General features: G+C 69.7%; 17 protein-coding genes and 2 pseudogenes. 3 read left to right on the top strand and 16 right to left on the bottom strand.

The window, feature by feature from the left end; all coding sequences use genetic code 11:
* Positions 1-2: 2 nt before the first annotated feature.
* The 10 genes from BN940_RS09555 to rpsB all read right to left on the bottom strand — a co-directional run bounded on the left by BN940_RS09555 (position 3) and on the right by rpsB (position 10,566).
* Complete coding sequence (locus tag BN940_RS09555) at positions 3-554, bottom strand: OmpH/Skp family outer membrane protein (RefSeq protein WP_043682501.1); 552 nt, start codon at positions 552-554, stop codon at positions 3-5.
* Positions 555-620: 66 nt separating this feature from the next.
* Entirely contained in the window at positions 621-2,984 is a 2,364-nt protein-coding gene (gene bamA / locus BN940_RS09550) for an outer membrane protein assembly factor BamA (RefSeq protein WP_043682499.1), read from the bottom strand.
* Between the two features lie 67 nt (positions 2,985-3,051).
* Positions 3,052-4,389, bottom strand: a complete 1,338-nt coding sequence (gene rseP / locus BN940_RS09545) for an RIP metalloprotease RseP (RefSeq protein ID WP_043682497.1) — start codon at positions 4,387-4,389, stop codon at positions 3,052-3,054.
* Between the two features lie 27 nt (positions 4,390-4,416).
* Positions 4,417-5,622, bottom strand: a complete 1,206-nt coding sequence (locus BN940_RS09540) for a 1-deoxy-D-xylulose-5-phosphate reductoisomerase (protein ID WP_043682494.1) — start codon at positions 5,620-5,622, stop codon at positions 4,417-4,419.
* A 103-nt stretch (positions 5,623-5,725) separates the two neighbouring features.
* A complete protein-coding gene (locus BN940_RS09535) occupies positions 5,726-6,568 on the bottom strand; it encodes a phosphatidate cytidylyltransferase (protein WP_043682491.1) in 843 nt (280 codons plus the stop codon).
* 12 nt (positions 6,569-6,580) lie between these two features.
* Positions 6,581-7,345, bottom strand: coding sequence for a polyprenyl diphosphate synthase (uppS, locus tag BN940_RS09530; RefSeq protein ID WP_043682489.1), 765 nt, complete (start codon positions 7,343-7,345; stop codon positions 6,581-6,583).
* Positions 7,346-7,396: 51 nt separating this feature from the next.
* Positions 7,397-7,960, bottom strand: coding sequence for a ribosome recycling factor (frr, locus tag BN940_RS09525; RefSeq protein ID WP_043682486.1), 564 nt, complete (start codon positions 7,958-7,960; stop codon positions 7,397-7,399).
* A gap of 8 nt (positions 7,961-7,968) precedes the next feature.
* The gene (gene pyrH / locus BN940_RS09520) at positions 7,969-8,685 is read right to left on the bottom strand and encodes a UMP kinase (RefSeq protein ID WP_043682483.1); all 717 of its coding nucleotides are present in this window, start codon (positions 8,683-8,685) and stop codon (positions 7,969-7,971) included.
* A gap of 154 nt (positions 8,686-8,839) precedes the next feature.
* On the bottom strand, positions 8,840-9,715 hold the full coding sequence (gene tsf / locus BN940_RS09515) for a translation elongation factor Ts (RefSeq protein WP_043682481.1): 876 nt from the start codon (positions 9,713-9,715) through the stop codon (positions 8,840-8,842).
* Between the two features lie 98 nt (positions 9,716-9,813).
* Positions 9,814-10,566: a 30S ribosomal protein S2 gene (gene rpsB / locus BN940_RS09510; protein WP_043682479.1), complete on the bottom strand. Its 753-nt coding sequence runs from the start codon at positions 10,564-10,566 to the stop codon at positions 9,814-9,816.
* Between the two features lie 270 nt (positions 10,567-10,836).
* Between rpsB and map the strand changes: the two genes are divergently transcribed.
* The 3 genes and pseudogenes from map to BN940_RS09495 all read left to right on the top strand — a co-directional run bounded on the left by map (position 10,837) and on the right by BN940_RS09495 (position 14,897).
* Positions 10,837-11,724 (top strand): type I methionyl aminopeptidase, encoded by an 888-nt coding sequence (map, locus tag BN940_RS09505; protein ID WP_052355757.1) that lies wholly within the window; start codon positions 10,837-10,839, stop codon positions 11,722-11,724.
* A gap of 15 nt (positions 11,725-11,739) precedes the next feature.
* Positions 11,740-14,346 (top strand): annotated as a pseudogene (locus BN940_RS09500) ([protein-PII] uridylyltransferase); the annotation flags it as partial.
* A gap of 68 nt (positions 14,347-14,414) precedes the next feature.
* On the top strand, positions 14,415-14,897 hold the full coding sequence (locus tag BN940_RS09495) for a disulfide bond formation protein B (protein ID WP_043686674.1): 483 nt from the start codon (positions 14,415-14,417) through the stop codon (positions 14,895-14,897).
* A gap of 90 nt (positions 14,898-14,987) precedes the next feature.
* Here BN940_RS09495 and purF read toward each other — a convergent pair whose 3' ends face one another.
* The 6 genes and pseudogenes from purF to aceF form a co-directional block, all read right to left on the bottom strand.
* Entirely contained in the window at positions 14,988-16,490 is a 1,503-nt protein-coding gene (gene purF / locus BN940_RS09490) for an amidophosphoribosyltransferase (protein WP_043682476.1), read from the bottom strand.
* 69 nt (positions 16,491-16,559) lie between these two features.
* A complete protein-coding gene (locus BN940_RS09485; RefSeq protein WP_043682474.1) occupies positions 16,560-17,048 on the bottom strand; it encodes a CvpA family protein in 489 nt (162 codons plus the stop codon).
* Positions 17,045-17,332 carry an SPOR domain-containing protein gene (locus BN940_RS19760; RefSeq protein WP_242404313.1) on the bottom strand — a complete coding sequence of 96 codons (288 nt, stop codon included), beginning with the start codon at positions 17,330-17,332 and terminating at the stop codon, positions 17,045-17,047. The genes BN940_RS09485 and BN940_RS19760 overlap by 4 nt, the downstream gene beginning before the upstream one ends.
* Positions 17,333-17,922: 590 nt before the next feature.
* On the bottom strand, positions 17,923-19,335 hold the full coding sequence (folC, locus tag BN940_RS09475; protein WP_043682471.1) for a bifunctional tetrahydrofolate synthase/dihydrofolate synthase: 1,413 nt from the start codon (positions 19,333-19,335) through the stop codon (positions 17,923-17,925).
* Between the two features lie 181 nt (positions 19,336-19,516).
* Positions 19,517-21,334: a dihydrolipoyl dehydrogenase gene (gene lpdA / locus BN940_RS09470; RefSeq protein ID WP_043682468.1), complete on the bottom strand. Its 1,818-nt coding sequence runs from the start codon at positions 21,332-21,334 to the stop codon at positions 19,517-19,519.
* A 10-nt stretch (positions 21,335-21,344) separates the two neighbouring features.
* A pseudogene (gene aceF / locus BN940_RS09465) lies at positions 21,345-23,047 on the bottom strand (dihydrolipoyllysine-residue acetyltransferase).
* Positions 23,048-23,061 lie beyond the last annotated feature (14 nt).

Below are 23,061 nucleotides of genomic sequence, written 5' to 3'. Positions count from 1 at the left end.
AATCAGCCGCCCAGGGCGCTGATGACCTGATCGGTGATGTCCACGCGCGGGCTGACCGTGACGGCGTCCTGGATGATCAGGTCGTAGTTCTGCTGCTCGGCGATTTTCTTGATCGCGGCGTCGGCCTTTTCCACGATGGCGGAAAATTCCTCGTTGCGGCGGCGGTTGAAGTCTTCCTGGAATTCGCGGCGCTTGCGCTGCAGGTCGGAATCCATGTCCTGGAGCTTGCGCTGGCGCTTGACGCGCTCGGCCTCGGACAGCACCGGGGCGTCCTTGTCGAGCTTCTGCGCTTCGGAGCGCAGGCTGTCGGCCAGGCGCTGCAGTTCCTGGTCGCGCTTCTTGAATTCGCCTTCGATCTTGGCCTGAGCCGCCTTGGCGGGCTTGGAATCGCGCAGGATGCGTTCCGTGCTGACGAAACCGATCTTCGTGCCCTGGGCATAGGACGGCGCGACGAACAGCGCCCCCAGGCCCACGGCCGCCGCCAGGGCGAGCGCCCGGTGGCTACGCACGGCGCGTTGCGCCAACGTTGAAAAATTCAGACCTGAAACAAACATGATGAGGAACCCACCTAGGATCAAAGCAGCTACAAAAGGGTTTATTGTGCCATCAAACGCGGAGAATCAGAAACCCGTGCCGATCTGGAACTGGAAGACCTGCTTCTGGTCGCCTTCCTTGGCGTTCAGTGCGCGGCCGAAGGACAGCTGCAACGGCCCCAGCGGCGATTCCCAGGACAGGCCCAGGCCCGCGGAGTACTTCCAGCCGCAGGGATCGGCCACCTGGCCGTACTGGCCGTTGGCGCAGGCCGAGCCGTCGGTCGTGTCGATCTGGCCGACGTCGGTGAACATGAACCAGCGCAGGGTGCGGTCGCGCGAGGCGCCGGGGAACGGCAGGTAGAGCTGCACGTTGCCGACGATGCGCCGCGAGCCGCCCAGATAGGTGTCGGTGAGGGTGTCGCGCGGGCCCAGCGAGGCGCCCTCGTAGCCGCGCACCGAACCGATGCCGCCGGCGTACATGTTCTTGATGACCGGGAAGGCCTTGCCGCTGCTGCCGTAGGTCTTGGCCCAGTCCACCTGGCCGTTGACGGCCAGGGTGAAGGCGCGGCCCAGCGGCCAGTAGAACTGCTGCTGGCCGCTGAGCTTGTAGTAGCGCAGGTCCAGGGTGGAGATGTCGGCGGACACGCGGGTGTAGCTGCCGCGGCGCGGCGCCAGGGCGCTGTCGCGGGTGTCCTTGGCCCAGCCCAGGCTGAAGATGGCGGCGTTGGTGGTGTCGCCGTAGTCGTCGACGAAGTTCTGGTAGGCCAGCGGCGCCGGATTGGTGCCGGTGCGGCGGATGTCCTTGAGGGCGTTGCGCTCGAAGGTCACGCCGGCGAAGATGCGGTCCACTTCCGAGATCGGCACGCCGAAGTTCAGGCCCAGGCCCATGGATTCCACCGTGTACCAGCCGGTGGAGCCGCTGTCGGACACGTCGTAGGGCGTGGTGCGCCGGTAGTACACGGACGTGGTCTTGCTGATGCCGTCCTGGGTCCAGTAGGGATTGGTGTGCGAGATCACCGCCGCGCGGTTGGTCTTGCTGGTGTTGACGTTCAGGGACAGCGAATTGCCGCTGCCGAAGACGTTGTCCTGGCTGATGCCGGCCGACAGCATCAGCTTGTCGGTGGAGCCGTAGCCCACGCCCAGGCTGATCATGCCGGTGGGCTTTTCCTTGACGTCGACGTTGACGTCCACCTGGTCGGGCGAGCCCGGCACCGGATCGGTCTTGACGTCCACCTCGGTGAAGTAGCCCAGGCGGTCGACGCGTTCCTTGGAGGTCTTGATGCTGGAGGAGTCGTACCAGGCGGCTTCCTGCTGGCGCATCTCGCGGCGCACGACCTCGTCGCGGGTGCGGGTGTTGCCGCCCACGTTGATGCGGCGCACGTAGACGCGGCGGCCCGGATCGACGTAGAAGGTGAGCTTGGCGATGTGGTTGTCGCGGTCCAGCACCGGGCTGGGATTGACGTTGGCGAAGGCGTAGCCCAGCGAGCCCAGGTAGTCGGTGATGGACTTGGCCACGGCGTTGGTCTTTTCCGCCGAGAAGGTCTCGCCTTCCTTGACGGTGACCAGCGGCTGGAGCTTGTCGTCCAGGCCGAGCAGGTCGCCGGCCAGGCCGACCTGGCCCAGCTTGTAGGGCTTGCCTTCGTGCATCGTCATGGTGATGTAGATGGCCTTGCGGTCGGGCGAGATCGACACCTGCGGGGGCTCCATGGAGAATTCCAGGTAGCCGCGGTCCAGGTAGTAGGAGCGGATGCGCTCGACGTCGCCTTCCAGCTTTTCGCGCGAGTACTTGTTGGTGCCCGTGTACCAGGTCATGAAGCCGCCGGTGGTCAGCTCCATCTGGTCTTCCAGCGTGCTGGAGGAGAAGGTGTTGTTGCCGATGAATTCGATCTTGTCGATGGTGGCGACTTCGCCCTCGAAGATGTCGAAGCTGACCCCGACGCGGTTGCGCTCCAGCGGCGTGATGACGGGGTTGATCTGGACGCCGTACTTGCCCTTGGACAGGTACTGCTGCTTGAGCTCGAAGACCGCGCGGTCGAGCATGGCCTGGTCGAAGATCCGGCCCTGGCCGAAGCCGACCTGCGCCAGGGATTTCGTCAGCGCCTTGACGTCGAATTCGCGCATGCCGTTGAAATTGATCGAGGCGATGGTGGGCCGTTCTTCGACGGTGACCACCAGCACGTTGCCCTGCGCGTCGATCTTGACGTCGTTGAAGAAGCCCGTGCCGTAGAGCTTCTGGATGGCGGCCGAGGCTTCTTCCTGGGTGAATTTCTGGCCGATCTTGACGGGCAGATAGGTGAAGATCGTGCCCGGATCGACGCGTTCGATCCCCTTGACCTGGATGTCCTGAACCACGAAGGGCGTGAAGGCCGCCGCGACGGCGGGCGCCAGCAGGGCCGCCAGCACCAGGGGAATGGCGCGCTTGATCAGACGAAAATTCCGGGGAGACGACATCCTGGCAATCCTATTTGGCCGTGGAGGAACACGCTTGAGCGATGCGGGATTGTAAGTCACAACCTCGTCAACTGAAAAGCCGCGCAAAATCGTTGAACAGGGCCAGAACCATGAGGCCCAGCACGACGCCCAGGCCCAGCCGCTGGCCCAGGTCGCGGGCCCGCTCGGGCAGCGGCCGGCCGCCGCGCAGCGCCTCGATCAGGTAGAACAGCAGGTGGCCGCCGTCGAGCATCGGAATGGGCAGCAGATTGAGCACGCCGATGCTGATGCTGATGAGCGCGAGGAAGCCCAGGTAGGACTCCAGGCCGATGCGCGCGGTGCGGCCGGCGTATTCGGCGATCGTGACCGGACCGGTGACGTTCTTCCAGGACACGTCGCCCACCACCATGCGGCCCATCATGCGCAGCGTGAACAGGCTCATGTCGGCGGTGCGCCGCACGCCCTGCCACAGGCTGTCCAGGGGACCCAGGCGCACCAGCACCTCGGGCCGCTCCGCCTGGATCAGGGCGCCGATGCGGCCGACCGCGCGGCCGTCCTCCGCGGTTTCGGGCCGCGGCGTCACGCTGAGGGAGACGCGGTCGCCCTGGCGCAGCACGACCAGGGGCAGCGGCTGGCCGGCGTGCGCCTGGACGGTGCGCACGAAGGCCTCGACGGAAGGCCGCTGCAGCCCGCCCGCCGCCAGGATCCGGTCGCCGGCGCGCAGGCCGGCCTGCTCGGCGGCCCCGCCCGGCACCAGCTCGCCGGCCACCGGGACCGGCGCCCGCAGCGCCAGCCCGGCGGCCAGCAGCGGATCGGGATCGTCCGGCGCCACGGCCTGGGGCGCGAGCTTCAGGGTTGCATCGCGCACCGCGCCGTCGGCCGATTTTAGCGTCACGGGCACGTCGCCGCCCAGGGACAGGGGCTCGGCCAGGCGCCAGCGGGCCTGGGTCCAGGACGCCACCGGCTCGCCGGCCACGGCGCGCAGCACGTCGCCGTCCTGCACCCCGGCCAGGGCGGCCGGCGTGCCGGCGGGCGGCGCCGCCAGCACGGCGGCCGGCTCCTGCGTGCCCCACAGGCCAAGGAAGGCGTAGATCACGACGGCCAGCACCAGGTTGGCGGCGGGGCCGGCCGCCACCACCGCCGCGCGCCGCGCCAGCGGCTGGGCATTGAACACGGCGCGGCGCGTGGCCTCGTCGGCCTCCGGCGGGGCTTCGTCGAGCATCTTCACGTAGCCGCCCAGCGGGATGGCCGACAGCGCCCATTCGGTGCCATGCCGGTCGCGGCGGCGCAGCAGCACCGGGCCGAATCCGACCGAGAAGCGCACGATCGGCACGCCCGCGCGCCGCGCCACCCAGTAATGGCCCAGTTCGTGGAAGGTCACGAGCAGGCCCAGGGCGAGGACGAAGGCGGACAGGGTGAGCAGCATGGGAACGAAGGCCGGAGAACGAGGGAATCAGCGGGCCTGGCAGAAGCCGGCCGCGACGCGGCGCGTGCGCGCGTCCAGGTCGAGGATTTCCGCCAGGGAGGACGGCGTCTGCGTCCCGTGCGCCACGGAGTCGTCCAGGCAGCGCTCGATGATGGACGGAATCTGGGTGTAGCGGATGCGCCCGCGCAGGAAGCCGTCGACCGCGACCTCGTTGGCCGCGTTCAGCGCGATGCAGGCGCCCTGTCCCTGGCCCAGCGCGTCGAAGGACAGCCGCAGGCAGGGAAAGCGCGCCAGGTCCGGGGGCTCGAAATCCAGGCGTCCCAGGCGGGCGAGCTCCAGCAGGCCGACGCCGCCGTCGATGCGCTCCGGATAGCCCAGGCCGTAGGCGATGGGCGTGCGCATGTCGGGCTGGCCCAGCTGGGCCAGGATGGAGCCGTCCAGGTATTCGACCATGGAATGGACCACGCTCTGGGGATGGACCACCACCTGGATGTGCGCCATCGGCATGGAGAACAGCCAGTGGGCCTCGATGACTTCCAGCCCCTTGTTCAGCATGGTGGCCGAGTCCACGGAGATCTTGCGGCCCATGCGCCAGTTGGGGTGGGCGCAGGCCTGGTCGGGGGTCACCGCGTCGAGCTGGTCCAGCGCGGTGCGGCGAAACGGCCCGCCCGAGGCGGTGAGCAGCAGCCGGCGCACGCCCTTGGCCGGGCTTGCCGGCGCGCGCGCGCGATCGGCCGACTGGGGCAGGCACTGGAAGATGGCGTTGTGCTCGCTGTCGATGGGCAGCAGCTCGGCGCCGGACTCGCGCACGGCGCGCATGAACAGGCTGCCCGCCGCCACCAGCGCTTCCTTGTTGGCCAGCAGCACCCGCTTGCCGGCCCGCGCCGCCGCCAGCGCCCCGGGCAGCCCGGCGGCGCCCACGATGGCGGCCATGACGGCGGTGACCTCGGGATCGGCCGCCGTGTCGGCCAGCGCCTGGGCGCCCTGGCGGATTTCCGGCAGCGGCCGGCCGGCCGGCCAGGCGGCCAGGAAGCGCGCCCGGGCGGCGTCGTCGGGCACGATCACCACCCGCGCCGCGTGCTGCGCCGCCTGCTGCGCCAGCGCCTCGATCCGGCTGTGCGCGCTCAGCGCATGGACGGAGAACCGGTCCGGATGGCGCGCGACCACGTCCAGCGTGCTCACCCCGATGGAACCGGTCGAGCCGAGGATGCAGAGGCGTTGCTGGACGGACATGGCGTTGGAACCTGTGGATGCGAAACGGACGGGCGCCGGGTCAGGGCCTGTCCGCGGGAGTGGAGAAGACCGCGTTCATGTTCACATGCAAGGACGGACGGGCCTAGGAACCGGCCATCAGCAGCAGTGCGGCGGCCGGCGCCACCGGCAGCACCGCGTCGATGCGGTCGTACACGCCGCCGTGGCCCGGCAGCAGCTGGCTGGAATCCTTGACCCCCGCGCGGCGCTTGAGCAGGGATTCAAACAGGTCGCCGACGATGGACCAGGCCGCCAGCGCCACGCCGGCCACGACCAGGCCCGCCCAGCCGACGTGCGCCAGCAGCAGCGCCCCGAAGCTGCCCTGCCACCACAGCGCCGTGGCGACCAGCCACACGGTGGCCGCCAGGATGCCGCCGGCCGCGCCCTCGATCGTCTTGCCGGGGCTGACGCGCGGCGCGAGCTTGCGCCGCCCCAGGCCGCGGCCGGTGAAATAGGCGGCGATGTCGGCGGCCCAGATCAGCGCCCACAGGCTGACGAGCGCCGCCGCGCCATGGCGCAGGAACACCCAGGCGAGCGCGTACCAGGTGGCGGCCAGGACGAGGAAGCCGGCCAGGGCCAGCACGCCGGGCCGGCAGGCGTCCGGCAGCCGGGCGCGCACCACCGCGGCGGGAGCGAAGGCGAGCCAGAACAGCACCGCCAGCGGCAGCAGGACCGATCCGAAGGCGGCTTCCAGGCCCGGCTGGCCGTCGGCCAGCAGGCGCGACAGCGGCACCAGCGCGAGGACCGCCAGCACCGCCCCGCCCCAGTGCACGGCGGCGCCCGGCGTCACCAGCCGCAGCCATTCCCACAACGCGCAGCCGGTCATCAGGCCCAGCAGCGCGAGCATCGGCCAGGGCGTGGGAGCGGCCACGGCGGCCGCCACGATCGACAGCAGGACGATGGCGGTGAGGATGCGCTGGCGCAGCATGGCGGGTTCCTTTCAGACGGTGTCGCGCAGCTGGGCGCTGGTGCGGCCGAACCGCCGTTCGCGCCCCCGGTACCACGCGAAGGCCTGGTCGAGCTGCTCGGCGTCGAAATCGGGCCACCAGCAGTCGGTGAAATACAGTTCAGTATAGGCCAGCTGCCAGATCATGAAATTGGAAATGCGCTGCTCGCCGCCGGTGCGGATGAACAGGTCGGGCTCGGGCGCATAGGCCATGGCCAGCCAGGGCGAGAGCGCGGCCTCGTCCAGCAGCTCGGGATGGGCGGCGAGCTCGGGCCGCCGCGCCAGCAGGGCCTGGACGGCCTGCAGGATGTCCCAGCGGCCGCCGTAGTTGGCGGCGATGGTCAGCGTCAGGGCCGACTGCCCGGCGGTGCGCCGCTCGGCGTCCTCGATCAGGCCGCGCAGGTGCGGGTCGAAGGCCGACAGGTCCCCGGCCACGCGCAGGCGCACGCCCTGGGCCTCCAGGCGATCGACTTCCTTTTCCAGGGTGCGCACGAACAGGCGCATCAGCAGGGAGACTTCCTGGGCCGGGCGGCGCCAGTTCTCGGAGCTGAAGGCGAACAGCGTCAGGTAGCGCACGCCGCGCAGGCCACAGGCCTCGACGATGCGGCGCACGGCCTGCACGCCGCGCACGTGCCCCGCCGTGCGGGGCAGCATGCGCCGGGTCGCCCAGCGGCCGTTGCCATCCATGATGATGGCGACATGCCGGGGCACGTCCCCGGTCTCGGGAATGGCAAGCGTGGAAGAAAGGGTCTCGGTCATACGCCGGGGCGTCGCGCGGAGGGCCGATGGGGCCTGAGGAAGCCCATCGCCCTAGACCGTCATGATCTCGGCTTCCTTCTGGGCGACGAGCTTGTCGATTTCGCTCACGTAGCGGTCGGTGAGCTTCTGCACCTCGTCCTGGCCGCGGCGGTCCTCGTCCTCGGAGATTTCCTTGTCCTTGACCAGCTTTTTCAGGGCCTCGTTGGCCTCGCGGCGCAGGTTGCGCACCGCGACCTTGGCGTCCTCGCCCTCGCTGCGCACGACCTTGGTCAGGTCGCGGCGGCGTTCCTCGGTGAGGGCGGGCATCGGCACGCGGATGTTGTCGCCCATGGCGATGGGGTTGAGCCCCAGGTCGGATTCGCGGATGGCCTTTTCGACCGGACCCGCCATCGACTTTTCCCAGACCTGCACGCTGAGGGTGCGGGCGTCGATCACGCTCACGTTGGCGACCTGGCTCACCGGCACGGGCGAGCCGTAGTATTCGACCTGCACGTGGTCCAGGATCCCCGCGTGGGCGCGGCCCGTGCGGATCTTGGCCAGGTTGGCCTTCAGGGAGTCGATGGATTTGCCCATGCGCTCGTCGGCCGAGCGGCGAATGTCGGAGGAAAGGCTCATGAGGTTTCCTATACCTGGACCAGGGTGCCCTCGTCCTCGCCGCAGACGACGCGCCGGAGGGCTCCCGGCTTGTTGATCGAAAAGACCTTGATCGGCAGTTTCTGGTCGCGGCACAGCGCGAAGGCCGTGGCGTCCATGACTTCGAGGCGGCGCACGATGGCCTCGTCGAAGCTGATGCGCGAATAGCGCGTGGCGTTCGGGTCCTTGTTGGGGTCGGCGCTGTAGATGCCGTCGACCTTGGTGGCTTTCAGGACCATCTCGGCGCCGATCTCGGCGCCGCGCAGCGCGGCGGCCGTGTCGGTGGTGAAGAAGGGATTGCCGGTGCCGGCCGCGAAGACGACGACCTTGCCCTCTTCGAGGTAGCGCAGGGCCTTGGGCCGGATGTAGCGCTCGACCACCTGGTCGATGTTCAGGGCCGACTGCACCCGGGTGTCCACGCCGTGGTTCTTCAGGGCGTCCTGCAGCGCCAGGCCGTTCATGACGGTGGCCAGCATGCCCATGTAGTCGGCCGTGGCCCGGTCCATGCCCTGGGCGCCCGGCGCCACGCCGCGGAAGATGTTGCCCCCGCCGATCACCACGGCCAGCTGCACGCCGAGGGACACGACGCCGTGGATCTCCTCGGTCATGCGGAGTATGGTCGCGCGGTTGATGCCGAAGGCATCGCCGCCCATCAGAGCCTCACCCGAAAGTTTCAGGAGAACGCGCTTGTAGGCAGGGGTGGACATGCAAAAGGTTCCTGGAAGGAGAAATATTCGAGGTATGAAGCAATACGGACGAGCGGCACGGCTGCCGGGAGGCCGAGCCCCCCGGCTGCGGATGCGAACAGGCATCGCGCGTCCGGCGCGATGCCATCGTACCTGAAATCGAAATCGGCCGGAATCAGGAGCCGCTGGCGGCGGCGGCGACCTCGGCGGCGAAGTCCTCGGACTTCTTCTCGATGCCCTCGCCCACCACGAACAGCGCGTAGCGGTTGATGCGGGCGCCCTTTTCCTTGAGCATCTGCTCGACGGTCTGCTTGTCGTTCTTGACGAAGGGCTGCGACAGCAGCGTGACTTCCTTCAGGAACTTCTGCACCGAGCCTTCGACCATCTTGGCGACGATCTCGGCCGGCTTGCCGGACTCGGCGGCCTTCTGTTCGGCCACGGAGCGTTCGGCGGCGATCAGCGCGGGATCCACGCCGTCGGCGTTCAGGGCGCGGGGCTTGGTCGCGGCGATGTGCATGGCCAGGTCCTTGCCGACTTCATCGGCGCCGGCGTAGTCCACCAGCACGCCGATGCGCCCGCCGTGCACGTAGCTGTTCAGGGCGTCCACGGTGTCGAAGCGCTGGAAGCGGCGCACCGACATGTTCTCGCCGATCTTGCCCACCAGGGCGGCGCGCACGGATTCGACGGTGCCGTCGCCCATGGCGCAGGCGTTCAGGGCGGCCAGGTCGGCCGGGTTGCGTTCGGCGGCGATGCGGGCCAGGTCGTTGACGAAGGCGATGAAATCGTCGTTCTTGGCGACGAAGTCGGTTTCGCAGTTGACTTCGACCAGCGCGCCGCTCTTGCCGTCGGCGGCGATGTGCAGGCCGACCAGGCCTTCGGCGGTGATGCGGCCGGCGGCCTTGGAGGCCTTGCTGCCCAGCTTGACGCGCAGCAGTTCCTCGGCGCGGGCCAGATCGCCCTCGGCCTCGGTCAGGGCCTTCTTGCATTCCATCATGGGCGCGTCGGTCTTTTCGCGCAGTTCCTTGACCATGGCGGCGGTGATTTGAGCCATTGTGTTCTCTCCTGTTCAATCAGTGCGCGCGCCGAGGGGCGGCGCGCGACGAGCCCGCCGCCGGGAGGCGGCGGGCCGGGACGGCGGAAGGCAGGAATTTATTCCTGGTCCTGGTCCTGCTCGACCTCGATGAATTCCTCGCCTTCGGCCAGTTCCTCGACCAGGCCGTTGAGGCTCTGTTCGCGGCCGGCCAGCACGGCATCGGCCATGCCGCGGGCGTACAGGGCGATGGCCTTGGACGAGTCGTCGTTGCCCGGAATGACGTGATCGATGCCTTCGGGCGAGTGGTTGGTGTCGACCACGCCGACCACCGGGATGCCCAGGGTGCGGGCTTCGGCCACGGCGATCTTGTGGTAGCCCACGTCGATCACGAACAGCGCGTCGGGCAGCGTGTTCATGTCCTTGATGCCGCCGATGGACTTGTTGAGCTTGTCCATTTCGCGCGCGAACATCAGCGCTTCCTTCTTGGTCATGTGCTCGGTGGCGCCTTCGGCCTGCTGGGCTTCCATGTCCTTCAGGCGCTTGATCGAGGTCTTGACCGTCTTGAAGTTGGTCATCATGCCGCCCAGCCAGCGGCTGTCGACGTAGGGCATGCCGCAGCGCTGGGCCTCGGCGGCGATGATCTCGCGGGCCGAGCGCTTGGTGCCGACGAACAGCACGTTGCCGCCGCGCGCGGCGATCTGGCGCACGAACTGGCTGGCTTCCAGGTATTTCTCGACCGTGCGTTCGAGGTTGACGATGTGGATCTTGTTGCGCTGGCCGAAGATGTATTCGGCCATCTTCGGGTTCCAGTAACGGGTCTGGTGGCCAAAATGGACACCGGCTTCCAGCATTTCGCGCATGAGCGACATGAAAATTCTCCGTGAGGGTTTGGTCTTGTACCAGGCCAGTATCCGGGACTAACATGGAAAAGAAGGCCGAATCTTCAAGCATCGACGTCGGGCAGGCTTCGGGCACTGCAATGCCTTCATGCCCTAGCAACGATGCCTGGCAATCACGCCCGGCAATCATCCGGCAATCTCTTCCATGCCATCCGCGCACACCCTTGGGGCGGCGAGGTACGCTATTTACAGCTAAGCCTATAATTCTACTATTCATCTCATCTTCACAGCAAGCACCCCATGAGCCAACTCGTCACCGACCCCCACGAACTTGACCAGATGCGCGCCGCCTGCCAGGCCGCCGCCAGCATCCTGGACTACCTCGAACCGCACGTGCGCCCCGGGGTCACGACGGGGGAGCTCGACCGCCTGTGCATGGACTACCTCACCAACACGCTCCAGGTGAAATCGGCCACCGTGGGCTACGCGCCGCCCGGCTATCCGCCCTTCCCCGCCTCCATCTGCACCTCGGTCAACCACGTCATCTGCCACGGCATTCCCGGCGACAAGGTCCTGAAGAACGGCGACATCCTCAACATGGACATCACCATCATCAAGGACGGCTGGTTCGGCGACACCAGCCGCATGTACTGCGTGGGCGAACCTTCCATCCTGGCCCGCCGGCTGATCGACACCACCTACGAATGCATGTGGCTGGGCATCGAGCAGGTGCGCCCGGGCGCCACCCTGGGCGACATCGGCCACGCCATCCAGAAGCACGCCGAGGCCGCGGGCTTTTCCGTGGTGCGCGAATACTGCGGCCACGGCGTCGGCCGGCGCTTCCACCAGGATCCCCAGGTGCTGCACTACGGCAAGCCCGGCACGGGCCTGCGCCTGGAACCCGGCATGATCTTCACCATCGAGCCCATGATCAACGCCGGCCGGCGCGAGATCCGCACGCTGGCCGACCAGTGGACGGTCGTCACGCGCGACCACAGCCTGTCGGCCCAATGGGAGCACAGCATCCTGGTCACCGACGACGGCTACGAAGTGCTGACGGTGTCGCCCGGCATGCCGGCGCCGCCCGCCTTCGTCAAGGATGAGGCGGGACGCGGGGCAGTCCCTGCGGACTGTCTCGCGCCTGCCGAATCCGGGCGGCATGCAGGCCGCGAGGTGGGGAGCGCGTAGGCGCCAGGAGGCGCCATGAACCAGGAGAGCGCCGACACGCACCGCCCCGTCCTGGCCGAACTGCGCGCCCGCATGCAGGCGCGCCGGGACGAGGCCGTCCGTGCCTGGCGCATTCACCTGCGGCCCGACACGCTGCTGTCGGCCCTGCGGCGCATCGCCGACGACACGCTGCGCGGCCTGCTGAAGATCCATCCCCTGCCGGTGGGCGCCTGCGCGGCGGCGGTCGGCGGCTACGGCCGCGGCGAGCTCTATCCGGGCTCGGACCTCGACATCCTGATCCTGCTCGAACGCGCCCCCGACGCGGCCGACCGCGAGCGCATCGAGGCCCTGGTCGCGGCCCTGTGGGACATCGGGCTGGAGCCGGGCCTGAGCGTGCGCACCCTGGAGCAGTGCCGGCACGAGGCCGCCGCCGACATCACCATCCAGACCTCCCTGCTGGAAGCCCGCTGGCTGGCCGGCGGCCGTTCGCTGTTCCGGCGCTTCCGTGAGCGCATGCAGCAGGACCTGGATCCGCGCGATTTCTACCTGGCCAAGCGCACCGAAATGCAGCAGCGCCACGCGCGCCACCAGGATACGCCCTACGCGCTGGAGCCCAACTGCAAGGAGGCCCCCGGCGGCCTGCGCGACCTGCAGGTGCTGCTGTGGCTGGCGCGCGCGGCCGGGCTGGGCGACACCTGGCGCGCCGTCGCCCGCACCGACCTGCTGACCTCGGCCGAATTCCGTGCCCTGCGGCGGGCGGAGCTGGCCTTCAAGCGCCTGCGCATCGAGCTGCACCTGCTGGCCGGACGCCGCGAGGACCGCGTGCTGTTCGACCTGCAGCCGCGCCTGGCCCGCGTCTACGGCTTCATCGACCAGCCGCACCGGCGCGCCGGCGAACTGCTGATGCAGCGCTACTACTGGGCCGCCCGCGTGGTCTGCCAGGTCAACCGGCTGCTGATGCTGGCGCTGGAGGAACGCCTGTTTCCCCGCCCGCAGGATGAGACGGTCGCGCTCGACGAGGACTTCTGCGTGCGCCGCGAACGGCTGGCCCTGGTCCGCGAGGACGCCTTCGAGCGCACGCCCAGCCTGCTGCTGAAGGTGTTCCTGGTCACGCAGCGCCACCCGGAGCTGCAGGGCATGGCGGCCGGCACCCTGCGCGCCATGTGGCACGCCCGCCACCGCATCGACCGGGCGTTCCGCGACGATCCGGCCAACCGCCGCCTGTTCCTGGAGATCCTGCGCCAGCCGCGCGGCATCGTCCACGCCCTGCGCGACATGACGATGTGGAACATCCTGCCGCGCTACCTGCCCGTGTTCCGGCGCATCGTCGGCCAGATGCAGCACGACCTGTTCCACGCCTACACCGTGGACCAGCACATCCTGATGGTGATCCGCAACCTGCGGCGCTTCACCATGCCCGAACATGCCCAGGAATATCCCCTGGCCAGCCAGCTGATCGCCGGTCTCGACGACCACTGGCTGCTGTACGTGGCGGCGCTGTTCCACGACATCGCCAAGGGGCGCGGCGGCGACCATTCCCAGCTGGGCGCCGCCGAAGTGCGGCGCTTCGCCCGCCGCCACGGGCTGCCGCGCGAGTCCGTCGAGCTGCTGGATTTCCTGGTGCGCGAGCACCTGACCCTGTCCCAGGTGGCGCAGAAGCGCGACCTGAGCGATCCCCGGGTGATCCACGAATTCGCCGCCAAGGTCGGATCGGGGCGCCGGCTGGCGGCCCTGTACCTGCTGACGGTGGCCGACATCCGCGGCACCAGCCCCAAGGTCTGGAACACCTGGAAGGGCAAGCTGCTGGAAGACCTGTACCATCGGACGCTGGCCGCGCTGGGGGGCGAGCGGCCCGACACCCGGACCATCCTGGCCCTGCGCAAGGACGCCGCCGCCGCCGAGGTCCGCCGGATGGGGCTGCGCGACGACAGCCGCGAGGCCTTCTGGTCGCAGCTGGACGTGGCCTATTTCCTGCGCCACGACGCCAACGAGATCGCCTGGCACACGCGCCACCTGTACCATTGCTTCCAGGGGCCGGATCCGGTCGTGCGCGCCCGCGTCCTGGGCCAGAGCGAGGCCCTGCAGATCCTCGCCTACGCGCCCGACCGGCCGGACCTGTTCATGGACATCTGCACCTATTTCGACCGCCACGGCCTGAGCATCCAGGACGCCCGCATCCACACCACGCGCCAGGGCTGGGCGCTGGACAGCTTCATCGTGCTGCTGCCCGAGCACGACCGCGACTACCGCTCCTACGCCGCCCTGATCGAGCACGAGCTGCGCGCCGCGCTGGGCGGCGGGCCGGCCGCGCGCCGGGACGCCCCCGCGCCGCGCGCGGGATCGCGCCGCTCGCGCGCCTTTCCGATCATGCCCAGCGTCACCCTGCAGCCCGACGAACTGGGCGGCAACTGGCGGCTGTCGGTCACGGCGGCCGACCGCGTCGGCCTGCTGCACGACCTGGCCCGGGTGTTCGCCCGCCACGACGTCAATCTGCGGATGGCCAAGATCATGACCCTGGGCGACCGGGTGGAGGATATCTTCGTGCTCGACGGCCCCGGCCTGGAGCACCCCCGCGGCCAGCGGCAGTTCGAGCGCCAGGTGCTGGAAGCGCTGGGCGCGGCGGCGGACGCCACGGCCCCCGCGGACTCCGCAGATTCCACGAACCCGACGACCCACCCGACCCTGAACCCGCACCCGCCTTCGCCATGACCCTGACCCGCTCCGACCGTCTCCTGCGCCTCGTCGCCCTGCTGTGCCTGGCCGCCGTGGGCTTCGCCCTGATCTCGCAATACGCCTTCGGCATGAAGCCCTGCGCCTGGTGCGTGCTGCAGCGGCTGATCCTGCTGGCCATCGCCGCCGTCTGCGGGCTGGCCGGCATGGGCTGGGGCCCGGCGATCGTGCGCCGCATCGGCGCGGCCGCGGCGGCCCTCCTGGCGGTGGGCGGCATCGCCGCCGCCTGGTACCAGTACAGCGTGGCCGGGCAGATGTTCTCCTGCGCCCAGACCTTCGCCGACCGCTTCATCACCGCCTCGGGGCTGGACGCCTCGCTGCCCTGGCTGTTCGGCATCTACGCGACGTGCATGGACGCCCGCGTGAGCCTGCTGGGGGTGGAATATGCGCTGTGGGGGCTGCTGCTGTTCGCCGTCTGCGCCGCGCTGGCGCTGGCCGCGCTGACGCGCAGCGCCCGGAACTGAACCCCGGGCGGTACTGCGGCGCTCCACCTCGCGGCTTGCAAGCCGCTCGGATTCGTTCCGCACAGGACAGTCCGCAGGGACTGTCCTGTGTCAGACCTCATCCTCGGCCGCCGCCATGGCGCCGGAGCGCTGCGGCAGGCCGCGGGTGCGGCTCAGGCGCTCCAGGTACGCCTCGTCGATGTCGCCGGTGACGTAGCGGCCGTTGAAGCAGGACGACTCGAAGGACCGCATGGCCGGATTCAGGTCGCGCAGGGATTGTTCCAGATCGTCCAGGTCCTGGTAGACCAGGCCGTCGGCGCCGATCTCGCGGGCGATCTGGGCCTCGTCGCGCCCGGTGGCGATCAGCTCGGCCTGGGTCGGCATGTCGATGCCGTAGACGTTCGGATAGCGGACCGCCGGCGCCGCCGAGGCGAAGAAGACCTTGTTCGCACCCGCCGCCCGGGCCATGTCGACGATTTCGCGGCTGGTGGTGCCGCGCACGATGGAGTCGTCCACCAGCAGGACGTTCTTGCCGCGGAATTCCATGTCGATGGCGCTGAGCTTCTGGCGCACGGACTTCTTGCGCACGGCCTGGCCGGGCATGATGAAGGTGCGGCCGACGTAGCGGTTCTTGATGAAGCCTTCGCGGTAGTTCAGGCCCAGGCGCGCGGCCAACTGCATGGCCGAGGGCCGCGAGGAATCCGGGATCGGCATGACCACGTCCACGTCGCCCAGGCGCAGCGACTTGGCGACCTTGTCCGCCAGGTATTCGCCCATGTGCAGGCGCGCGTCGTAGATCGAGATCCCGTCCATCACGGAATCGGGCCGGGCGAAATAGACGTATTCAAAGACGCAGGGCGTCTGCTCCAGGCCGGGATCGGCGCAGAGCTCGGCGCAGAGCGCGCCGTCCTCGGTGATCACGACCGCCTCGCCGGGCGCGATGTCGCGCACCAAGGAGAAGCCGCTGCCGGTCAGGGCAACGGATTCGGAGGCCAGCATCCATTCGGGACCGGATTCCGTGTCGTGGCGGCCCAGGCACAGCGGGCGGATGCCATGCGGATCGCGGAAGGCCACCAGGCCGAAACTGCTGATGCTGGCGATGACGGCGTAGGCGCCCTTGGCGCGCCGGTGCACGGCGCGCACGGCCTGGAACACCGCGTGCGCGTCCAGGGTGACGCCATTGGACGCCTGCTGCAGTTCGTGGGCGAAGACGTTGAGCAGGACCTCGGAATCGGAGTTGGTGTTGATGTGGCGCCGGTCGTGCTTGAACAGGGACTCGCGCAGTTCGCGCCAGTTGGTCAGGTTGCCGTTGTGCACGAAGGTGATGCCGAAGGGCGCGTTCACGTAGAAGGGCTGGGCCTCGTCCACGCTGGCGCTGGAGCCGGCCGTCGGGTAGCGCACCTGCCCCACCCCGCTGTTGCCGGGCAGCGCCCGCATGTTGCGCGTGCGGAACACGTCGCGCACCAGGCCGTGGGCCTTGTGCATGCTGAAGAACTGATCGTGCGCGGTGGCGATGCCGGCCGCGTCCTGGCCCCGGTGCTGCAGCAGCAGCAGGCTGTCGTAGATCAGTTGATTGACGGGGCTGCGCCCCATGACACCCACGATTCCGCACATGATGAGAATGAATTCCTGAGTAGGGATCCCGGCCGGGAATGGATCCTGGCTGGCTGGCTAATAGGGAAGCTAATAGGGAAGCAGTTCCGCCACCTCGGCGGGCAGCAGCGATTTGACGTGTTGGAAACCCCGGACGGCCGCGGCCGAGGTGCGCGCGTCCCGCCACCAGGGTTCCTGGGGGAGCTGAGTGTAGCCCGCCAGGCCCACCAGGGCGAGGACCAGCACGACGCCGCGCACCGCGCCGAACACCGCGCCCAGGCCGTGGTCGGCCGGCGTCAGGCCGGTGCGGTCCACCAGCGCGCCCAGCGCCATGTTGAGCAGGCCGACCAGCAGGAGCGCCAGGATGAAGACCGCCCCGTAGGCGGCCAGCGTGCGCAGCAGGCCGTTGTCGATCAGGCCCAGCAGCCAGTCCGACGCGGCCGGCCCCCACCAGATGGCGGCCACGAAGGCGGCGAGGTAGGCGACCAGGGACAGGACTTCGCGCAGGAAGCCGCGCAGCAGGCCGATCAGGGCCGAGACGGCCACGACGGCCAGGACGAAGTAGTCGAAGCTGGTCACTTGCCGGAGATCAGGCCGTTCTGGTAGCCCAGCGCCCGCAGCCGGGCCTGGGCCGCCTGGGCGGCCTCGTGGGAGCCGAAGGGCCCCACCCGCAGCCGGTAGACGGTGCGGCCGTTGGACTGGCCGCGTTCGACGTAGGCGTCGGTGACGCCGGCCTGGCGCAGGCTGTCGCGCCGCGCCTGGGCGTCCTGCTCGGTGGTGTAGGCGGCGACCTGGAGGTAGTAGCGCCCCCCCGCGGCGGGCTTGGCCTCGGACCGGGCCGCGGGCGGCGCCTTGCCGGCCAGCAGGGCCAGGGCGACCGAGCCGTCGTCGGTGCGGCCGGCCGGCGCGCGTTCCGCGGCGGGCTTGTCGGCGGGCCGGACGGGCTCGGCGGGTTTTTCGCGCGGCGGCGCGGGCTGGGCCGGGCCGGCTGCGCCGCGGGAGCCGGCTCGGGCGCGGCGGAGGCCGCCGGCGGCTGCGCCTGGCCGGCGGCCTGCGGCGCGTCGGCGGGCTCTCCGACGCCGGGGGCGGAGGCCGCGCCGGCCGGATGATCGGCCGGCGCGGCATCGGCCTGGACGGCGCCCGAGGCCGCGTCGGTCTGGGCGGGAGCGGGCTCGGCGGCCGGCGGCAGGCTGGCGACGGGCGCCGGCACCACGATCGGGGCGCGCGTGTCGTCGGGCACGGGTTCGTCGAACAGCCAGGGCACGACGATGACGGCCGCCAGCACCAGCGCGAGGGCGCCGATCAGGCGGCGGCGGGCTTTCACGCGCAGTTCACGGAGCTGGGCCTCGGTGCCGGCGGATCGTGCCGGAGCGCGTTGTCCCGTTTCGGTTCCCTTGCGAAAAAACATCGTGCAGCCAACCCATCAAAAGTGGCGGATCGGCCCCCGGCCCGATCAGGCTAGGACATCCCGGCCTTCGCGGCGCAGGAGGTCGAGCACGGGGCCGACCGTGGCAAACGATCCGAACACGAGGATTCTATCATTGTCGGTCGCCAGCCTCCTGGCCTCGGCAAAGGCTTGTTCCGGACTGTCAAATGTGGATACCTGCACGTCCCGGGCGGCCACGGCGGGCCGGGGAGCGGCCCGCACGCCCGGCTTGTGCTCGCCCGTGGGCCGGACGATTTCGCTGGTCTGGGCGATGAAGGGATCGACCGGCGCCTGTTCGCCGCCGATGCGGCGCACGATGGCGGCCAGTTCCTGCGCGGAGGTGCCGCGCGGCCCGCCCAGCGTGGCGCACAGCCAGCGGTCCACGCGCCGCGACAGGCGCGACAGCGTGGCCTCGATGTCCTTGTCGTGCAGCATGCCGACCACCGCGTAGGTGTGCGGATAATGGCCCATGCTGTCCAGGTTCTGGCCCAGCGCCGAGGCCGCGTGGGGATTGTGCCCCACGTCCAGGATGGTGGCGGGCAGGCCGGGCAGGATCTGCATGCGGCCCGGCAGGCTGACGTGCAGCAGGCCCTGGCGCACGTCCTGCTGGGTGACCACCAGGCGCTCGCGCAGGGCCTCCAGGGCCGCCAGGGCCGCCGAGGCGTTCAGCAGCTGGTTGGCGCCGCGCAGGGCGGGATAGCCCAGCGCGTTGCGGCGCTGCGAGCGGCCGCCGTAGGCCCATTGCTGGCGGTCGCCGGAATAGTTGAAATCGACCCCGACGCGCCAGAGGTCGGCGCCGATCGCCTGGGCGTGGTCGATCACGGTCTGGGGCGGCACCGGATCGGCGCAGATGGCGGGCCGGCCGGGACGGAAGACGTGGGCCTTTTCCCGGCCGATCGCCTCGCGGGTGTCGCCCAGGTACTGCATGTGGTCCAGGTCCACGCTGGTCAGGATGGCGCAGTCGGCGTCGATCAGGTTGACCGCGTCCAGCCGGCCGCCCAGGCCGACCTCCAGCACCGCGACGTCCAGCCGGGCGGCCTGGAACAGCAGCAGGGCCGCCAGCGTGGTCATCTCGAAGTACGTCAGGGTGACGCCCTCGCGCGCCGCCTCGATGCGTTCGAGCCGCGCCACGATGTCCGCGTCGGAGGCCTCCTCGCCGTTCACGCGGATGCGCTCGTTGAAGCGCAGCAGGTGGGGCGAGGTGTATTTGCCGACCTTGTAGCCGGCGGTGAGCAGGATGGATTCCAGCATCGCGCAGGTGGAACCCTTGCCGTTGGTGCCGGCCACGGTGATCTTGACGCAGTCCAGGGACAGGTTCAAGCGGGCGGCCACGGCGCGGATGCGTTCCAGGCCCAGGTCGATGGGTTTCGGGTGCAGGGTTTCGAGATAGGCCAGCCAGTCGGCGAGCGCGGCGCCCTGGGCGGGAGCGGAAATGGACATGGAATGAAGGATGGGGATGAAAGAAAAACGGCAGGTGCCGATATTAGCACCTGCCGTTCGGGGACAGGCCGGGCATCCCTGCTGTCCGCAAGGAGGTCCCTCGCCGCCTGCAGGCGGCGAGGTGGCCGGAGGGCCCCCTTGGGGGGCAGCAAGCGGCCGAAGACTGCGCAGCGTGGGGCCCTTACTTCTTCCGCGCGGGCGGCACGTCCGTGCAATGGCCGTCGGCGACTTCGGCGGCCATGCCGATCGACTCGCCCAGCGTCGGGTGCGGGTGGATGGTCTTGCCGATGTCCACGGAATCCGCCCCCATCTCGATGGCCAGGGCGACTTCGCCGATCAGGTCGCCCGCGTGGGTGCCCACGATCCCGCCACCCAGGATGCGGCCGGTTTCCGCGTCGAACAGCAGCTTGGTGAAGCCCTCGTCGCGGCCGTTGGCGATGGCGCGGCCCGAGGCCTGCCAGGGGAACAGGCCCTTCTTGACGGCGATGCCGTCCTGCTTGGCGGCGTCCTCGGTCAGGCCGACCCAGGCGACCTCGGGATCCGTGTAGGCCACCGAGGGGATCACGCGCGCGTCGAAGTAGGCCTTGTGGCCGGCGATGACTTCGGCGGCCACGTGGGCCTCGTGGACGGCCTTGTGCGCCAGCATGGGCTGGCCCACGACGTCGCCGATGGCGTAGATGTGCGGCACGTTGGTGCGCATCTGCTTGTCCACGGCGATGAAGCCTCGGTCGGACACCGCCACGCCGGCGTTTTCCGCGCCGATCTTCCGGCCGTTGGGCGACCGGCCGACGGCCTGCAGCACCAGGTCGTAGCGCTGGGGCTCCTTGGGCGCGGCCGCGCCCTCGAAGGTGACCCAGATGCCGTCGTCCTTCGCCTCGGCGGCCACCGTCCTGGTGTTGAGCATGACGTGGTCGAAGCGCCTGGCGTTCATCTTGTCCCAGACCTTGACCAGGTCGCGGTCGGCGCCCGTCATCAGGGTGGGCAGCATTTCCACCACGTCCAGGCGCGCGCCCAGCGCGGAGTAGACCGTGCCCATTTCCAGGCCGATGATGCCGCCGCCCACGATCAGCATGCGCTTGGGCACCGATTTCAGGGCCAGCGCGCCGGTGGAATCGACGATGCGCGGATCGTCCGGCAGGAACGGCAGCTTCACCGACTGGCTGCCGGCGGCGATGATGGCCGAGGCGAACTTGACCGTGGTCTGCCCGCCGTCGGCCCTGGCCACCGTCAGGTGGTGCGGATCGGCGAAGCTGCCCACGCCCTGGATGACCGTGACCTTGCGGGCCTTGGCCATGCCGGCCAGGCCGCCGGTGAGCTTGCCCACCACGGAATCCTTGTAGCCGCGCAGCTTGTCCAGGTCGATCGCCGGCTCGCCGAAGGCGATGCCGTGGGCGGCCAGGGACTTGGCTTCTTCCAGCACGCCGACGGTGTGCAGCAGGGCCTTGGACGGAATGCAGCCGACGTTCAGGCAGACCCCGCCCAGGGTGGCGTAGCGCTCCACCAGAACGACCTTCAGGCCCAGGTCGGCGGCGCGGAAGGCGGCCGAATAGCCGCCGGGGCCCGCGCCCAGCACCAGGACGTCGTATTCGCCCTCGGCCGTGCCCGAGAACTGCGCGGGCGCGGGAGCCGCAGCCGCCGGCGCGGCGGCCGGGGCGGAGGATGCAGGCGCGGCGGCCTGTGCGGGCGCAGGCGCGGCGGCGGGCGCCGGAGCCTGCGCCGGCGTCGAGGCCTGCGCCGGCGCGGCCGGGGCGGCGCCGCCGCCGGCGGCCTCGATGCGGACGATGGGCGTGCCCTGGGAAACCTTGTCGCCCAGCTTGACGAGGATTTCCTTCACCACCCCGCCCTGCTCGGCCGGAATCTCCATGGAGGCCTTGTCGGATTCCACGGTGATCAGGCTCTGTTCGGGCTGGACGGTGTCGCCCGCCTTGACCAGGATCTCGATGATTTCGACCGCGTCGAAATCGCCGATGTCGGGGACGTTCAGATCGATGAGGCTCATGCCGTCCCCCTTACAGGATGATGCGGCGGAAGTCCGCCAGCAGGCCAGCCAGATAGGCGTTGAAGCGCGCGGCGGCGGCCCCGTCGATCACCCGGTGGTCGTAGGACAGCGACAGCGGCAGCATCAGGCGCGGCTGGAAGGCCTTGCCGTCCCAGACCGGCTGCATGGCCGAGCGCGAGACGCCGAGGATGGCGACCTCGGGCGCGTTGATGATGGGCGTGAAGTCCGTGCCGCCGATCCCGCCCAGCGACGAGATCGAGAAGCAGCCGCCCTGCATCTGCGAGGGCGAGAGCTTGCCGTCCCGGGCCAGCGCGGCGAGCTCGGAGGTTTCCGTCGCCAGTTCCAGCACGCCCTTCTTGTCGGCGTCCCGGATCACCGGGACCACCAGGCCGTTGGGGGTGTCGGCCGCGAAGCCGATGTGGAAGTAGCGCTTGAGCACCAGGTTGTCGCCGTCCAGCGAGGCATTGAATTCCGGATATTTCTTCAGGGCCGCGACCACGGCCTTGATCAGGAAGGCCAGCATGGTGACCTTGACGCCGGACTTCTTGTTTTCCGCGTTCAGCTGCTGGCGCAGGGCTTCCAGGTCGGTGATGTCGGCCACGTCGTTGTTGGTGACGTGCGGGATCATGACCCAGTTGCGGTGCAGGTTGGCGCCGGAGATCTTCTTGATGCGCGACAGCGGCTTGGTCTGGATTTCGCCGAACTTGGCGAAATCGATCTTGGGCCAGCCCAGCACGCTGAAGCCGCCGCCCGCCGGCAGGGTCGAGCCCACGGGGCTGGCGCCGCCGGTGGCCAGGGCCTGCTTGACGTAGGCGCGCACGTCCTCGGCGGTGATGCGGTTCTTGGGACCGCTGCCGGTGACCTGGGCCAGGTTCACGCCCAGCTCGCGGGCAAACTTGCGCACCGAGGGCGAGGCGTGCGGCAGGTTGCGCAGGGGCACGTCGGCCTCGGCGAAGGCCGCCGTGGGCGAGGTGCGCTCCGGCGCGCTGGACGCCATGGAGAACCCGGCCGGCGCCGGCGCGGGCGCGGTGGACGGAGCCGCCGCCGCGGGCCCCGAGGGCTCGGCGAGTTCGGGCGCCGGAGCGGCGGCAGGCGCCGCCGCCTGGGGCGCGCCGCCGGCCGTTTCCACCACCAGGATTTCGGCGCCCTGGGAGACCTTGTCGCCCAGCTTGACCTTCAGTTCCTTGACCACCCCGCCCACCGAGGCGGGGATTTCCATGGAGGCCTTGTCGGATTCCACGGTGATCAGGCTCTGCTCGGGCTGGATGGTGTCGCCTGCTTTGACCAGGATCTCGATGACCTCGACCGAATCGAAGTCGCCGATGTCGGGCACGACCACGGACTGCGTGCCGCCCGGGCCGGCCGGCGCGGCGGGAGCCGCGGCGGCGGGGGCGGGGCGGACGCCGCCGCGGGTGCCGCCGCGGGCGCGGCGGCCGGCGCCGAGGCGCCGGAAGCGGAGGCGGCGCCGGCATCGGCGGCCTCGACCTCCAGGATGACCGAGCCTTCGCTGACCTTGTCGCCCAGCTTGACCTTCACCGACTTGACCACTCCGCCCTGCGAGGCGGGGATTTCCATGGAGGCCTTGTCGGACTCGACCGTGATGAGGCTCTGTTCGGCCTCGATCTTGTCGCCTTCCGCCACCAGGACTTCGATCACTTCGACCGTGTCGAAGTCGCCGATGTCGGGGACCTTGATTTCCACGATATTGCTCATGTTGTTCGTCCTCC

Source organism: Castellaniella defragrans 65Phen (genome assembly GCF_000612685.1).
Taxonomy (GTDB): domain Bacteria; phylum Pseudomonadota; class Gammaproteobacteria; order Burkholderiales; family Burkholderiaceae_B; genus Castellaniella; species Castellaniella defragrans.
Note: the sequence above shows the minus strand (reverse complement) of the source record. Positions and strands in the feature narration are given on the sequence as shown.